Origin of the sequence: Sphaerimonospora sp. CA-214678 (genome assembly GCF_050942215.1) — a bacterium.
Lineage (GTDB): Bacteria > Actinomycetota > Actinomycetes > Streptosporangiales > Streptosporangiaceae > Sphaerimonospora.
The window spans coordinates 1,980,254-1,994,834 of sequence record NZ_CP192056.1 but is presented as its reverse complement, the minus strand read 5'-3'; the positions used below and the strand labels follow the sequence as shown (position 1 = coordinate 1,994,834).

Annotated in this window: 11 protein-coding genes; 4 read left to right on the top strand and 7 right to left on the bottom strand. The window is 71.6% G+C overall.

All coding sequences use genetic code 11. The annotated features are described in order from the left end of the window. Window positions 1-40: 40 nt before the first annotated feature. Together ACQP1K_RS09170 and ACQP1K_RS09165 are read right to left on the bottom strand one after the other, a co-directional pair. Window positions 41-1,627 (bottom strand): serine/threonine-protein kinase, encoded by a 1,587-nt coding sequence (locus ACQP1K_RS09170; protein ID WP_433500437.1) that lies wholly within the window; start codon window positions 1,625-1,627, stop codon window positions 41-43. Window positions 1,628-1,669: 42 nt separating this feature from the next. Beyond that, entirely contained in the window at window positions 1,670-2,926 is a 1,257-nt protein-coding gene (locus tag ACQP1K_RS09165; protein WP_433500436.1) for an SGNH/GDSL hydrolase family protein, read from the bottom strand. 129 nt (window positions 2,927-3,055) lie between these two features. On the opposite strand from ACQP1K_RS09165, the gene ACQP1K_RS09160 reads away from it, so the two are divergent. Next, window positions 3,056-3,853: a tyrosine-protein phosphatase gene (locus tag ACQP1K_RS09160; protein ID WP_433500435.1), complete on the top strand. Its 798-nt coding sequence runs from the start codon at window positions 3,056-3,058 to the stop codon at window positions 3,851-3,853. 13 nt (window positions 3,854-3,866) lie between these two features. On the opposite strand, the gene ACQP1K_RS09155 is transcribed toward ACQP1K_RS09160, so the two are convergent. Continuing rightward, window positions 3,867-4,535 (bottom strand): HAD family hydrolase, encoded by a 669-nt coding sequence (locus tag ACQP1K_RS09155; protein ID WP_433500434.1) that lies wholly within the window; start codon window positions 4,533-4,535, stop codon window positions 3,867-3,869. 25 nt (window positions 4,536-4,560) lie between these two features. Then, window positions 4,561-8,562 (bottom strand): ATP-dependent RNA helicase HrpA, encoded by a 4,002-nt coding sequence (hrpA, locus tag ACQP1K_RS09150; RefSeq protein WP_433500433.1) that lies wholly within the window; start codon window positions 8,560-8,562, stop codon window positions 4,561-4,563. A gap of 131 nt (window positions 8,563-8,693) precedes the next feature. On the opposite strand from hrpA, the gene ACQP1K_RS09145 reads away from it, so the two are divergent. Next, window positions 8,694-8,984, top strand: a complete 291-nt coding sequence (locus ACQP1K_RS09145) for a hypothetical protein (RefSeq protein WP_433500432.1) — start codon at window positions 8,694-8,696, stop codon at window positions 8,982-8,984. A 56-nt stretch (window positions 8,985-9,040) separates the two neighbouring features. Here the strand turns inward: ACQP1K_RS09145 and ACQP1K_RS09140 are convergent, their stop codons facing one another. After that, complete coding sequence (locus ACQP1K_RS09140) at window positions 9,041-9,925, bottom strand: universal stress protein (RefSeq protein WP_433500431.1); 885 nt, start codon at window positions 9,923-9,925, stop codon at window positions 9,041-9,043. Between the two features lie 188 nt (window positions 9,926-10,113). Here ACQP1K_RS09140 and ACQP1K_RS09135 point away from each other — a divergent pair, with 188 nt between their 5' ends. Both ACQP1K_RS09135 and ACQP1K_RS09130 read left to right on the top strand, forming a co-directional pair. Beyond that, window positions 10,114-10,539 carry an Hsp20/alpha crystallin family protein gene (locus ACQP1K_RS09135; protein WP_433500430.1) on the top strand — a complete coding sequence of 142 codons (426 nt, stop codon included), beginning with the start codon at window positions 10,114-10,116 and terminating at the stop codon, window positions 10,537-10,539. Between the two features lie 115 nt (window positions 10,540-10,654). Continuing rightward, window positions 10,655-10,924, top strand: coding sequence for a DUF1876 domain-containing protein (locus ACQP1K_RS09130; RefSeq protein ID WP_055481342.1), 270 nt, complete (start codon window positions 10,655-10,657; stop codon window positions 10,922-10,924). Between the two features lie 169 nt (window positions 10,925-11,093). Here the strand turns inward: ACQP1K_RS09130 and ligD are convergent, their stop codons facing one another. Together ligD and ACQP1K_RS09120 are read right to left on the bottom strand one after the other, a co-directional pair. Next, on the bottom strand, window positions 11,094-12,062 hold the full coding sequence (gene ligD / locus ACQP1K_RS09125) for a non-homologous end-joining DNA ligase (protein ID WP_433500429.1): 969 nt from the start codon (window positions 12,060-12,062) through the stop codon (window positions 11,094-11,096). 28 nt (window positions 12,063-12,090) lie between these two features. Further along, complete coding sequence (locus ACQP1K_RS09120; protein WP_433500428.1) at window positions 12,091-14,490, bottom strand: S8 family peptidase; 2,400 nt, start codon at window positions 14,488-14,490, stop codon at window positions 12,091-12,093. Window positions 14,491-14,581: the final 91 nt, after the last annotated feature.

The following is a 14,581-nucleotide window of genomic DNA, read 5'->3' as shown; positions in this document are numbered from 1 at the left end:
ACCGCGGCGGCCACTCCGTGCCGGTCCCCCTGCGGAACGGTCAGTCCCGGACGAGTGTGCCCAGGTAGGTGGCGTCGCCCCCTGAGCCGTCCCATCGGTAGGCGAGGCCGTCGCCGGTTCTGACGAGGGTGATCTTTCCGGCCGCGCACTCGTCGAGCCGGAAGACGAGCGCGGTGTCCGAGCTGCGCGTCAGCCTCAGGGTGGCCCGGCACGAGGTGGTCACGTCCCGCCAGCCGCCGGTGTCCTTGCCCGGCGCCAGCACGATCTGGACGTCGGTCTCGTCGCTGCCCCCAACGATCTCGGTCGGCTCGATGTGGCCGCCCCAGGTGCCGGCGAGCGCCGCCGGTACGGTCCCCCCGGGCGTGGTCGTCGGCGTGGCCGTGGTGGCCCCCGAGCCGCCGTCGTCGTCGTTCACCGCATCGTCCGGCACAACTCCGTCGTCCTCCGTGACGCTGTCGTCCGATGTGGCGACGGCGCCCGGCGTGGGGACGGCGCCCGATGGGGGAACGCCCTGGCTCTGATCGGCCGGGGACGCCGGAGAGGCGGCGGCCGGTGACACGATCGTCGTCGCGTCGGCGGCCGAGGTGGGGGACGGCCTCTCATCGGACAGGAGCCGCGGCACCAGGAGCGCGGCCGTGACCGACAGCGCGGCAACGGCCGCGACGGCGCCGATGACGATCCCGGCGCGTGAGCCCCGTTCGCCCGCTCCGGCGGCCTCCGCCGAGCCCGGCGTGGTCGCCGGAACCGCGGTGAGGACGGCGGTCGTCTTGCCGCCCCGCCGTACGCCCTCCGGCCTGGTGGCCGCGGCTGCCACGCCCGCCCGCAACGGGTCGGGGGCGGAGCCGACGAGTTCCAGCAGCACGTCGCGGGAGGCCGGCCGGTGTGCCGGGTCCTTGGCGAGGCAGCGTTCGACCACTCCGCGCAGCGGCTCGGGCAGCCCGGAGGCGTCGGGCTCGGCGGTCAGGATCCTGTTCATGACGGCGGGCACGCTGTCGGCGCCGAAGGCGGCCCGGCCGGTGGCGGCGAAGATGATCGTGGCGCCCCAGGCGAACACGTCGGCGGCGGGGGTGGCCGGCCGGCCGGCGATCTGCTCGGGCGCCAGATAGGCGGGGGTGCCGACGGGGCCCGCCGTGATCGTGTCGCTCGCGCTGTGCCGGGCGATGCCGAAGTCCACCACGCGCGGGCCGTCCGGCCCGAGGAGCACATTGCCCGGCTTGAAGTCGCGGTGCACGATCCCGGCGGCGTGGATGGCCGTCAGCGCGGTGGCCGTACCGACCGCGAGCCGTTCCAGCTCGCCGCCCCGCAGCGGGCCGTCGGCGCCGACCCGCCGCTGCAGCGACGGCCCGTCGATGAACTCGCTCACGACGTACGGCATCGGCCCGTCGACCACCGCGGTCAGCACCCGGGCGGTGCAGAACGGCGCCACGCCGCGCATCGCGTCGAGCTCGCGGGCCAGCCGCTCCTTGACGGACGAGTCGAACCCCGACTTGAGCACCTTCACGGCGACCGGCTCCCCGCCGGGTGTCCAGCCCAGGAAAACGACCCCCTGGCCGCCCTCGCCGAGCCGTCCGTTCAGCGTGAACTCGCCCAGCGCGCGCGGGTCATCGGGATCCAGGGGGTCGATCACGGAACCGCACGATAACGGTCCGAGGACGCGGTGCGGTATCGCTCACAGACGGCGGAGGTCGACCGCGTAGGCGAGCCTGCGCCGCCCGGCGTCGCTCATGTGCAGGTGATCACCCACGTCGTACTGCGCGGCGAGCTGGTCGGGGAAGTCCGGGTCGCGTACGGCCTTGTCGAAGTCGATGACGCCGTCGAAGGCCCCGCTGGTCCGGATCCACCTGTTGACCTGCTGCCGGATCTCCTCCCGCTCCTGGGTCCAGCTGCCGAAGCCGTAGAACGGGGTGAGCGTCCCGCCGAGGATCCGCACCTTCCGGGCGTGGGCCATCTTGATCAGCCGCTTGTAGCCGTCGATCAGCGGCGCGGCGGAGGTGTAGTAGCCCCGGGAGATGTCGTTGATGCCCTCGTAGACGATGACCGTGCGCACGCCCGGCTGGGTCAGCACGTCGCGGTTGAAGCGGCCGAGGCCACGCGGCCCGACATCGTGGTGGAGCAGCCGGTTGCCCGCGATGCCGGCGTTGAGCACGCCCATCCGCCGGTTCGCCGGCAGCCGGCCGAGCCGGTGATGGAGGTAGTCGGTCCAGCGACGGTTGGCGTCGGCGCTCTGCCCCGCGCCGTCGGTCAGCGAGTCGCCGAACGCGACGATCGAGCGCATGGTCTTCGGCGCGCCGACGGCGATGCGGTCCAGGAAGTACCACTGAGTGCTGGTGTAGGTGAAACCGTTCGCGCTCTCGTCGGCGGCGAAATCACCCGGATCCGACAGATATGTGGTCGCGTAGGCGCGCTCGTGCCCGGTGACGCCCCGGACGTTGCTCGGCACGTAGAAGCTGACGACCACGTCGGAACCGCCGGGGATCTTCCCCGGGATCGGGTCGCTCCAGGTGGCCCGCCCGGAGCCGATCGTGACCGATTTACGGCCGCCGAACGTCACCGGCCGGTTCGTACCCGTGAGGATCTCCGCGCCGTACGCCTGGACGCCGACGTGTACGCCGCGCAGCGTCACCGGCGCCGATCCGAACAGGTTGGACAGGCGGATGCGCATGCCCGTACCGCCGATGCTGGTCCGCACCACCATCCGCACGGTCTGATCACCGAGGGCGGCGACGAGCCGGGTGGTCGAGGCCGACCAGGTGCCGACCAGACGGTGGGAGGCGGCGGGCTGCTCGCCTTTCCCCCGGTCCCCCTGCCGGTCTACCTGGGTCTGCGCATCGGCCGGGGCCGCGGGGAGAACCACCGCTGTCGTCGTCGCTGTCGCCGCGGCGAGGGCCAGAGCCGCCACGGACAACCGGTGAGTCGGCCGGGGCATCAAGATCCTCCTGAGGTGATGGGGGGTGATGTGCCCCTACATTACGAGAGTTTCACCGATGGCAGTGTGGTTTGCGGATCATCCACCTCGCCCCGCCGCGCCGTCCCGGCTCCCGTAGTCTCTTGAACGATGAACGAGCATGAACGCTGGATAAATCTGAACGGTGCGGTCAACGTACGGGACCTGGGCGGACTGCCCACCGTCGACGGCGGCGTCACCCGGTTCGGCCGGATTCTCCGATCCGACAACCTGCAGGGACTGACCGACGGCGACGTCGACCGGCTGGTCTGGGACCTCAAGCTGAGGAACGTCGTGGACCTGAGGTCGGTGGCGGAGGTGCGGCTGGAGGGTCCCGGCCCGCTGACCCGGGTGGCGGAGGTCGGGATCCACCACCTCAGCCTGCTGCCCGAGGGCGGGCGGTTCACCGACGCCGGAGCCGACACGGTCGACGAGCGGGCGCTGCCGCGGCGGGCCGAGCACACCGAGGACGATCGGGCGGAACCGCGGCTCACCCGCTACTACCGCGGCTACCTGCGCGACCGGCCCGACTCCGTGCTGGCGGCGCTGCGCGTGCTCGCGGCGGACGACGGCACGGCCGTGGTCCACTGCGCGGCGGGCAAGGACCGCACCGGGGTCGTCAGCGCGCTGGCGCTCGCGGTCGCCGGGGCCACCCCGGAGGCGATCGTCGCCGACTACGTGGCCACCGGCGTACGGCTGGCGGCGGTGCTCGCGCGGCTGCGGTCCAGCGAGACCTACCGGGCCGACCTGGACGCGCAGCCGGCGGACGCGCATGACCCCCGCGCCGAGTACATGACGCGGTTCCTGGCCGGGCTCGATCGCCGGTTCGGCGGCCCGCTCGGCTGGCTCACCGCGAACGGCTGGACCGACGACGACACCCGGGCCCTGCGCGCCCGCCTCCGCGACTGAGGACGTCCGGCCGTCAGGAAAGGCCGGCCACGAGGCGGGGGAGATCGGTGAGCGCGTCGGCCACCAGGTCGGCCTCGGCGGCCTCCGGGCGCGCGGCGTGCAGATACCCCCAGGGACCGCGGCGCAGCAGAGCAGTACGCATCCCGGCCCGCCCGGCCGGCCGCACGTCGTTGTCGAGCCGGTCGCCCACGTAGAGGATCTCCCCCGGGGCCCGGCCGGCGACGGCGGCGACCTTCGCGAAGAATCCCGGCTCGGGCTTCTCCACACCCCAGCCGGCCGAGGTGTGGATCGCGTCGACCGGCAGGTCCATCGCGGCGAGCGCGTCGTACGCCTGCGGCGGCTGGTTGCCGGCCACGATCACCTGATGACCGGCCTCGCGCAGCGCGGCGAGGCCGGGCCGTACATCGGGGTAGAGGTCGTCGGCGTCGAAGTTCTCCCGCAGGCCGTCCGGATCGTCCCGCCGCCACGCCGCGATCTCGGCGTCCAGGTCGAGTCCCGGCCGGATCAGCTCGAACGCCTCCAGGTGGCCCCGGTCCAGGGCCGCCATGCCGCCGAGCACGCCCATGAAGGTCAGGCGCGGCACGCCGAGCCGGTCGGCCCAGCGCGACCAGATCCGCGTCTCGTCGATCAGCGTCTCTCCCACGTCGAACACGAGCGCGCGGATCACCATCGTCTCCCCCATCTCGATCGGTCTCTCGAAACCCCGCTCAGATCCGCTCCATGGCCTTGCGTATGCGCTTCTCCGACACGGGCGCCGGGGTGCCGAGCTGCTGGGCGAAGAAGCTCACCCGCAGTTCCTCGATCATCCACCGGATGTCACGTACGGCGGGCGCCTCGCGCTCCTCGGGCTTGAGGCCGTCGAGCAGGTCGCGGTAGTCGTCCTCGACGTCGTGGACGCGGTGCATCCACTCCCGGTCGCGGCGCGCGTCGTCGGGCAGCTTCTCCAGGCGGCGCCGCACGGCGCGCAGGTAGCGGTGCACGTCCGGCAGGCGGCGGTAGCCGGTCTCCGTGACGAATCCCGGGTGGACGAGCGCGCCGAGCTGCTCCCTGATGTCCTCGACGATGTCGTCGGGCCCGGCGAGGGCGCTCTGCGCCGCGTGCCAGACCGTGAGGATCCGCTCGACGCGCGCGACGACCTCCTCTGTGGTGTCGAACAGCGACGCGCGCACGTGGTCGTGCAGGCGCCGGAATCCCGCCTCGTCCCACGCCGGTCCCCCCGCCTCGTCGATCAGCGCGTCGGCCGCGCACGCCGTACAGTCGTCGAACAGCGCGGCGGCGCCGCCGTGCGGGCTGCGGCTGAGCGCGAGCTTGGCCGTCGTGCTCAGCCCGCGCAAGATCGCCTTCGCCGGGCTCACCACGTTGAGCAGCAGCAGGCGGCGGGTGCCGGCCCACATGGACCGGCGCTGCTCGGCCTCGGTCTCGAACATGCTGACCGCGACGCTGTCGGTCTGGTCGACCAGCGCGGGGTAGGCCCGCATCCGGCCCTGCTCGAAGAGCTTGGGCAGGGTGCCGATGCTCCAAGTGCGCAGCCCGGTGCGCTCCAGGTCGTCGGCCGCGCGGGAGAGCGTGGCGCGCAGGCGGGGCGCGAGCCGCCGCTTGAGGTCCTCCAGGTCCTTGCCCTCGGCGATCGTGCGCTTCCGGTCGTCGATCACCCGATAGGTGATCCGCAGATGTTCCGGCACGTGGTCGGGCGCCCACGCCTCCCTGGGGACGTCCAGCCCCGTCATCCGGTGGAGTTCCCGCTCCAGCGCGTCGAGGATCGGCTCGCTGCCGGGCCGTACCCGCTCCAGCACGGCCTTGGCGTAGTCGGGCGCGGGCACGAAGTTGCGCCGCAGGTGCTTGGGCAGCGACCTGATGAGCGCGGTGACGAGTTCCTCGCGCAGACCGGGGATCTGCCAGTCGAAGCCCACCGGCTCGACCTGGTTGAGCACGGCGAGCGGGACGTGGACGGTCACCCCGTCGGCCGACCCGTCCCGGGCCCCGTCGCCGGAACCGTCTCCGGTCCCGCCCCCTGCGGGCAGGGATCCCGGATCGAACCGGTAGGTGAGGCGCATCCGCTGGCCGTTCTGCCGCCAGGCGTCGGGATAGTCGCGGGCGCTGACCCCGGCCCCCTCGTTGACGAGCATCTCCGGGGAGAAGGTCAGCAGGCCGGGGGTCTCATGCGAGGCCTTCTTCCACCAGCTGTCGAAGTGCCGTCCGGAGACGACGTCGGCGGGGATCCGCTGGTCGTAGAAGTCGAACAGCGTCTCGTCGTCCACCAGGATGTCGCGCCGCCGGGCCTTCTCCTCCAGCCGCTCGACCTCCTGCAGCAGCTTGCGGTTCTCCTGGAAGAAGCCGTGGTGGGTCCGCCAGTCGCCCTCGACGAGGGCGTTGCGGATGAACAACTCGCGGCACAGCTCGGGATCGATCCTGCCGTAGTTGACCTTTCGCTCTGTCACGATGGGCACGCCGTACAACGTGACCTTCTCGAACGCGACGACGGCGGCCTGGTCCTTCTCCCAGTGCGGCTCGCTGTAGGTGCGTTTGACCAGGTGCTGGGCGAGCGGTTCGATCCACTCCGGCTCGATCTTGGCGTTGACCCGGGCCCACAGCCTGGAGGTCTCGACGAGCTCGGCCGACATGACCCAGGCGGGCTGCGCCTTGGCGAGCGCCGACCCCGGGAAGATCGCGAAGCGGGCTCCGCGGGCGCCGATGTACTCGGTGATCGGTCTGCGGCCGTCCTGCCTGCGCTTCTCGAGGACGTCCTTGACCCCGACGTGCGACAGCAGGCCGACGAGCAGCGCCTGGTGGATCCGCTGGGGGTCGGCGTCCGCGCTGTTCGGCACGATGCCGAGCGTCCTGGCCACCTGCCGCAGCTGGCTGTCGATGTCCTGCCATTCCCGGACCCGCAGGTAGTTGAGATATTCCGCCTTGCACAGCCGCCGGAACGCGCTGGACGACAGCTCACGCTGCCGCTCCCGCAGATAGCGCCACAGGTTCAGATAGGTGAGGAAGTCCGATTCCTTGTCCGCGAACCGGCGGTGCCGTTCGTCGGCCGCCTGCTGCTTGTCGGCCGGACGCTCGCGCGGGTCCTGGATCGACAGCGCCGCCGCGATGATCATGACCTCCCGGGCGCAGCCGCCCCGGTCGGCCTCCAGCACCATCCGGCCCAGCCGGGGGTCCACCGGAAGCTGGGCGAGCTTACGCCCGACCGGGGTGAGCTGCGGACCGTTACCCTTCTGGACACCCGGGGCCCTGCGGGCGTCACGTACCCGCCTGCCGTCCTTCGGCGTCCCGTCGGCCGTGGCCTGGGTGAGCGCACCGAGCTCGTGCAGCAGGTTGATCCCGTCCCTGATCTGCCTGCCGTCCGGAGGCTCGACGAACGGGAACGCCGCGATGTCCCCCAGGCCGAGTGCGGCCATCTGCAGGATGACGCTGGCCAGGTTGGTACGGAGGATCTCCGGGTCGGTGAACTCCGGGCGGGAGACGAAGTCCTCCTCGGAGTAGAGCCGGATGCAGACGCCGTCGGACGTACGGCCGCAGCGGCCCTTGCGCTGGTTGGCCGAGGCCTGCGAGATCGGCTCGATCGGCAGCCGCTGCACCTTGAGCCGGTTGCTGTAGCGGGAGATGCGGGCCGTGCCGGGGTCGACGACGTACTTGATGCCCGGCACGGTCAGCGAGGTCTCGGCGACGTTGGTCGCCAGCACGATCCGGCGGCCCCCGCGTCCGGAACCACGATGGGGCTGGAAGACCCGGTGCTGCTCGGCGGCGGACAGCCGCGCGTACAGCGGCAGGACCTCCTCGGGGCGGCCCTTCAGCGCGTCGGCCGTGTCGCGGATCTCCCTTTCGCCGCTGAGGAACACCAGGATGTCGCCCGGTCCCTCGCGGCACAGCTCGTCGACCGCTTCGACGATGGCCTGGGTCTGGTCGTCGTCCTCGCCGATCGGCCGATATCGGACCTCGACCGGATAGGTGCGGCCGGACACCTCGACGATCGGCGCACTGGGCCGTCCCGGCTCGGAGAAGTGCCTGGCGAACCGCTCGGGGTCGATCGTGGCCGAGGTGATGATGACCTTGAGGTCGGGCCGCTTCGGCAGGAGCTGCTTGATGTACCCCAGGATGAAGTCGATGTTGAGGCTGCGCTCGTGGGCCTCGTCGATGATCAGCGTGTCGTACTGCAGGAGGAGCGGATCGGTCTGCATCTCGGCGAGCAGGATGCCGTCGGTCATCAGCTTGACGAGCGTGCCCTCGCCGGAGTGGTCGGTGAACCGCACCTTGTAGCCGACCGCCTCGCCCAGCGGGATCGACAGCTCATCGGCGATGCGCTCGGCCACCGTGCGCGCGGCGATCCGCCGGGGCTGGGTGTGCCCGATAGCGCCGTGGACGCCCCGGCCGAGCTCCAGGCAGATCTTCGGCAGCTGGGTCGTCTTGCCGGAGCCGGTCTCCCCCGCCACGATCACGACCTGGTGGTCGCGGATGGCCTCGATCAGGTCGTCCCTGCGCCGGCTGACCGGCAGCTCCGGCGGATAGCTGATCTCGGGTACGGCGGCGCGGCGTACGGCGACACGGCGCTCCGCGGCCTCGATGTCCCCGGCGATCTCACCGGCCACGGCCCGGCGCGCCGCGCCGTCGCGGACCTTGCGCATGCCGTCGAGACGACGGCGCAACCTGCGCTGATCGCGCAGCATGAGGTCGGGTAGGCGGCCCTGAAGGTCGGCAAGCGTGTTCATTCCACGTTCAAGGATAGGCAACCACCCCCGCAGCCCCGCCATCCGTTTTCCGCCGGCGAGATCACCATGGGGTTGGAGCATTTAGCGACGGGTAGCCACAAAAGGGATAATCAACACCAAAGGGGGATCTGATGATCAAGATGCTCCATCAGATGGGGCTGCGCTCCAACATGATGTACGGAGGCGGTTTCATCTCGATCGGTGCTTCGATCGCTTCGTGGTTCATCTCGAAGCAGTACGAGAACGCGGGCACGGACCGGGCCGACCGCTGGGGGCTGTTCATCGGCGAGTGGGCGCCGACGTTCTTCGCGCTCGGCGTCGCCCTGCGCATGGAGGAACTCAGCGAGGAGATGGGGCATGAAATGCCCGAGTTCCACGAAGAGGACGCGGAGATGAGGCGGCCTGCCCGGACCGGTGCCTAGGTGTACCGCCCGGGGACATCCGGAGACCGCCCCTCCCGCACGGTCCCGGCACCACGCTAGGCGTCCTTCTCCGCTCGGACGATCGCGATCGGGCAGTGGGCGCGGTGGAGGACGCCGTGGCTCACCGAGCCGAGCAGCGCCCCCCTGACCTCGCCGACCCCGCGGGTGCCCACGACCACCAGGTCCGCGGTCCGGGATGCCTCGGCCAGCACGGTGATGGGGTGCCCGCGCACGACGGACTCGACCAGGGGGACATCGGGGTGCCGCTCGCGCCACGGCGCCAGCCGCCGGCGGAACGACTCGGCCTCGGCGTCGAAGATCTCCGTCATCATCGCGCCATATCCGGCCATCGGCGGGCCGAACACCGGCGGCAGCCAGGCGTGCACGGCACGCACGCGCGCCCCGCGGAGCGCGGCCTCCTCGAACGCGAAGCCGACCGCCGACTCACCGTGCGGGGACCCGTCGAAGCCCACCACGACCTCGTCGTACGGCTCGCTCCGGGTTCCCCGTACCACGACGAGCGGCCCCGCCGCCCGGGCGGCCAGGCCGAGCCCGACGGAGCCGAGCACGAGCCCGGCGAAACCTCCCATGCCCCTGCTGCCCACCACGACGAGGCCGGCACGCTCCGACTCTTCCGTCAACCGATCGACCACGGCACCCGTGACGAGGCCGGTGGTCATGGCGAGGCCGGGCGCCCCCTCGCGCGCCCCGGCGCGCTCGGTCGCCCGCTCCCGGGCACGGGCGAGCACGCCCTCGCAGAAGTCCGACAGCGACTCGTCGAAGCCGGCCACCCCGTGGAAGGGATATTCGTTGGCCCACGGCTCGCGGACATGCACGATCCTCAGCGCGGCGCCGCGCCGCAGGGCGTCGTCCACCGCCCAGTCCACCGCCGCCAGCGCCTGCTCGGAACCGTCCACCGCCACCACGATCAAACCGGACATATTCGCAATCCTCCCGGGTATTTCCGACAACTCCATCACATCCCCGGAACGGCGGGACGGACAGCGGCCGAACGGCCCGGCCGTACGGGACCTCCGGCACCTGCGCGGCCCGCCGGACGGGAGTGGGATGGAGGGTGAGGAGCCCGAGACGACGGACCCCGAGACAAGAGGAGAAGGTGAGGTAAGCGATGAGCGTGCCGATGAAGCGGGAATCGAGAGGACTCTTCCCCGACCTTTTCGACTGGTTGGAGGCACCACTGGCCACGCTCCGGCCGATGGCCGGGCAGCAGATCCGCTTCGAGGACTACATCAAGGACGGACGCTACGTGCTCCGTGCCGAACTGCCCGGCATCGACCCCGAGAAGGATGTCGAGATCACCGTGTCGAACGGCGTTCTCATGATCCACGCCGAGCGGCAGCAGGAGGAGCGGGAGGGACACCGCACCGAGTTCCGGTACGGATCGTTCACCCGGTCCATCACGCTGCCGCCGACGGCCGACGACAGCGACGTCAAGGCAACCTACGACAAGGGCATCCTCGAGGTCAGCGTGCGGCTCGCCGAGGAGAAGCCCGTCGGCAAGCGAATCGAGGTGGAGAAGAAGCCGGCCGGGTAAGCGGACGGCAAGGAAAGATCTCCGCGATCGGGAGCCCGTCCGGCCGGCGAGGCGGACGGGCCCCGTTATGTCCGCGGCACGGCGGAGACATGCAGAGACAGAGGGGGTGGACCTCATGGAGTCCAAGAGATGGAACGTAGAGATTTTCGTCGACGAAGACGACAACGACGACCTCACCACCGCCACCGCCGTGCTGTACACGAACGCGGGTAGAAGGCACGAGAGCGTCGCGCACGCCCGGCGCAACCCGGCGGACCGTCCCGTTCCGGAGATCGGCGACGAACTCGCGGCGGGTCGGGCACTGTCGGATCTGGCGGCGAAACTGCTCGGGGACGGCGCGGAGGACGTGGCACGACTCGCCGGGCCGGCCTACGAGACGCACTGACCGGCGGCGCGCCCGGGCACGGGCTCGGGCTCCGGCCGTGCGATTCCTGGTGGGACGGTTCTGGTGGCACGGTTCCTGGCGGCACCGTTCTGGTGGCACGGTTCGGGCGGCACGAGAAGGCGTGGCGCGGGAGCCACCGGGCCGGGGACGATGACGGTGCGGGAGAGCGTCACTCCTCCCGCACGACGTCCTCCGGGTCCTTGTCCTCTCGCATGCCGCGCCAGGAGGGGTGTCGCAGCCGGCCCTCGCCCGTCCACTCGCCGAACCGCACCTCGCCGACCAGCTCGGGTCGCACCCAGTAGGCGCCGCGCGCGTCCTCGCGCGGCAGTTCCTCGTCGAACGGCGAGGCATCCCACTTGAGCGGCGCCAGCCGTACGGCGAGCTCGCGCAGGACGGCCTCGGTGAATCCGGTGCCCACGCTGCCGGCGTAGCGGAGGCGGCCGTCCTCGTCGTGGACGCCGAGCAGCAGTGAGCCGATCATGCCGGCGCGGCGGCCGGCGCCGGACCGCCAGCCGCAGACGACGACGTCCTGGGTGCGGAAGTTCTTCACCTTCACCCAGTCCGGCGACCGCCTGCCCTGCCGGTACGGCGAGGCCAGCCGCTTGGCCATCACCCCTTCCAGGCCCAGCCTGCGCGACTCGGCGACGGCGCGCGGGCCGTCGTCGCGGAAGCACGGCGGCACGTCCCAGTGGTCACCCGTTGTGACCAACTCCTCGAGCAGCTTCCTGCGTGCCGTGTACGGCCTCGCGATCACGGGTTCCGCGTCCACGTGCAGCACGTCGAACAGCAGGTAAACCACCGGCACGGCCACCGCCAATCGAGCGATCTTCGCCGCCTGCCGCTGGTGCATCCGCGGCTGCAGCATCTCGAACGACGGTCTGCCGCGCCGGTCGAACGCGACGATCTCCCCGTCCAGGACCAGATCGTGCCCGCCCACCGCTCCGGCGAGCCCGTACGTCTCCGGATAGGCCACCGTGATGTCCCTGGCGTTGCGGGAGACCAGCCGGACCCGGCCGCCCTCGATGTAGGCGAGCGCCCGCACACCGTCCCATTTCATCTCGAAGGCGTAGTTCTCACCGGGCTCCGGAAGCGGCCCGGCCTGCCCCATCATCGGCGTGTACGCCGGGAGCCTCCTCATGCCACCAGGACTTCGCTCGTAGGGATCTTCAACCGGACAGGCCGGTCACCTGCCCGTCGATCAGCCCGGCCGCCCGCATCTCCTCGGTCAGCCAGGAGAACGCGGGCAGGCCCAGGCCCCCGCCGTTCGCCTGACCGGGAGGGAAGCCGATCGGCCCGCCGCCGATCGGGGCCCCCGGAGAAGGACCGGCCGCCGCCGGCTGCCGGGCGTACGGCGCGGGGCCGAAGGACACGGCCGGTCCTGCGCCGCCGGGCGCGGCGTGCCCGGCCGGCGGCGCGCCGGCGGCCGTCGGGCCGTTGAGCGTCGTGCCCCGTCCGCTGCCGGGGATGGTCCCGTTGGCGTGCTTGCCCGTCACCCCGCCTTCGTGTCCGCCGTTTCCCTGCCCGCCGGTCCGCTGCCCACCGGTCCGCTGTCCGCCCGGCCGAGCGACGACGCCGGGCCCGGCCTCGGCCGCGGACGGATCGCCGGCGATCCCGGCGGCCACCGGAGCCCCGTCGATGTGCTCCGTTCCGCCGGTCATCGCCCATGCTCCACCGGCGTCCGGATCCACCGGACCGGGCACGAGCAGGCCGGCCCAGGCCATCTCGGCGGTGAGCCGGTCGAGCAGGCCCTGGACGCCGCCCGCCGAGAGGTCGCCGGAGCCGATGTCGGCGGTGAGTTCCGGCGTGATGAGCGCGAGGGCCGGTCCCAGGGCGAGCAGCGCGTTGGGCAGCCCGGCTCCGGTGCGGCCCGGGTCACCGAGGTCGAGCGGCAGGCAGCTCGACTTGATGATCTGGAAAAGGCGCTCGACCCGCCGGGCGTCGCGCGTGCCGTACCCGTCGTACAGGTCGGGGTGGTGCGCGAGCACGAGAGCTGCGAGGCCGGTGACGTGCGGCGCGGCCATCGAGGTGCCGTCCCACACGGCGTAGTCGCCGGAGGGCACGGCCGACAGCACCGCCACGCCGGGCGCGCAGACGTCGACCCCCGGACCGTGACAGGTGAATCTGGGCGAGAAGTATCCCTCTCCCGTGCACGGCTCCATGATCTCGGCGGCGTGCGCGGTGCCGGTGGGGAAGGTGCCGACCCGCCCGATGGCCGCGACGGTCAGCACCGTGGGCAGGTTTCCGGGAAAGCCCACGGGCCCGCCGTCGTTGCCCGCCGCGACCACGCACGCCACGCCCGCTTCGCGTGCCTGCTCGATCTTGGCGGCGACGAGCTGGGACGGGTGCCTGCTGCCGAGGCTCAGGTTCACCACATCGATCCGCTGCTCTATGCAGTAGTCGAGGGCCTCGATGAGATCGCTGAACCGCCCCCCGGGGAAGATCTTGCAGGCGTGCACCTCGGCCTCGACCGCGAAGCCGACGACGCCCTGACCGTCGTCGGCGCCGCCGATGATCGCGGCGCAGTGAGAGCCGTGGTGGGCCGTGTCCACCGCCCAGCCGTCGGGCTTGTGGTCGGAGAGGTCGATGCCGCCGCTGATGCGGTTGAGCAGATCGGGATGGTCGATCGCCGCTCCTGAGTCGATGACCGCGACCTTCACACCGGCGCCCCGGAACGTGGGCGGCAGCCGGTCGAGGTTCATCGCCTGCTGCCCCCAGCCGAAGAGCTGGTGCCCGGGGAAGCCCTCGAAGGTCTCGGAGAGCTTCACCAGTTCGATCAGGTTGTCCCTGCTCGTGGACAGGGACGGGCGGTCGAGCTGGAAACTCCAGTGGCCGGCGCGAGGCTTGACCACCAGGCTGACGATGGACTCCGGCGTCTCACCGGCGAGTGTCACCGTGGCCCTGCCGTCGGCGCCCGTCACGCCCTGGGCGGGCCAGCCGAAACCGGTGACGAACACGGTGGCGCCCGGCACCGGCTTGCCGTCGCCGTCGCGCACCAGGAACGTGAAGGTGCTCACCACTCCCGACGGCACCACGGCAGCGGCCGTACGGCGCCTGCGCGGCGGCCCCGGCACCTCGCTGTAGGTCAGCAGCCGGTCGCGCTCGATGAGCACCTGCGGGTATTTCATGTGCAGTTCGAGAGCGTGCTCGGCGGTCATGTCCACGATCACGATCTCGGGGAACGGGGCACTCGTTCCCATCACCTGGGGGCCCATCACCTGCGTGCCCATCAGGTGAGGGGCCATCAGATGAGGGGCCGTCGCCGGAAAGGCGGGCCCCTGATGCCGTCCCTGCGGCTCGGTGCGGGCCGGCCGTCCCGGGTGGCCGGGCAGCCGGCGACGCACGGTCACCTCAGGGTCGTTCTCCAGCAGCTCGCACAGACCGTCGGCGTCCAGGGGCTGCGCGCTCACCCCCATCGCCGACAGGTACGGCTGTCGCAGCGCGGCCACCATGTAGCGCATCGGACGCGGCTCCACCACATGCGGCATCTGCCGGGTCGGCTGCCTCCCCCTGCTCGACGCCGGTGAGCGCGACTCGCTTCCGTCCTTGGGCTTGTCGTTACTGGTCACAACGTCTCGACTCTCCCCAGCTCAGGCTGGTCTCGCCGGCCGCACCAGAGGGCTCGACGGGAATTACACGGCAAGGGGGTGTTCCCGGGAC

Bases quoted from the DNA above. Each gene is read 5' to 3' on its own strand.
- ACQP1K_RS09140 (WP_433500431.1), bottom strand. From the start codon at position 9,925: ATGTCCGGTTTGATCGTGGTGGCGGTGGACGGTTCCGAGCAGGCGCTG.
- ACQP1K_RS09160 (WP_433500435.1), top strand. From the start codon at position 3,056: ATGAACGAGCATGAACGCTGGATAAATCTGAACGGTGCGGTCAACGTA.
- ACQP1K_RS09155 (WP_433500434.1), bottom strand. From the start codon at position 4,535: ATGGGGGAGACGATGGTGATCCGCGCGCTCGTGTTCGACGTGGGAGAG.
- ACQP1K_RS09130 (WP_055481342.1), top strand. From the start codon at position 10,655: ATGGAGTCCAAGAGATGGAACGTAGAGATTTTCGTCGACGAAGACGAC.
- ACQP1K_RS09165 (WP_433500436.1), bottom strand. From the start codon at position 2,926: ATGCCCCGGCCGACTCACCGGTTGTCCGTGGCGGCTCTGGCCCTCGCC.
- hrpA (WP_433500433.1), bottom strand. From the start codon at position 8,562: ATGAACACGCTTGCCGACCTTCAGGGCCGCCTACCCGACCTCATGCTG.
- ACQP1K_RS09135 (WP_433500430.1), top strand. From the start codon at position 10,114: ATGAGCGTGCCGATGAAGCGGGAATCGAGAGGACTCTTCCCCGACCTT.
- ligD (WP_433500429.1), bottom strand. From the start codon at position 12,062: ATGAGGAGGCTCCCGGCGTACACGCCGATGATGGGGCAGGCCGGGCCG.
- ACQP1K_RS09145 (WP_433500432.1), top strand. From the start codon at position 8,694: ATGATCAAGATGCTCCATCAGATGGGGCTGCGCTCCAACATGATGTAC.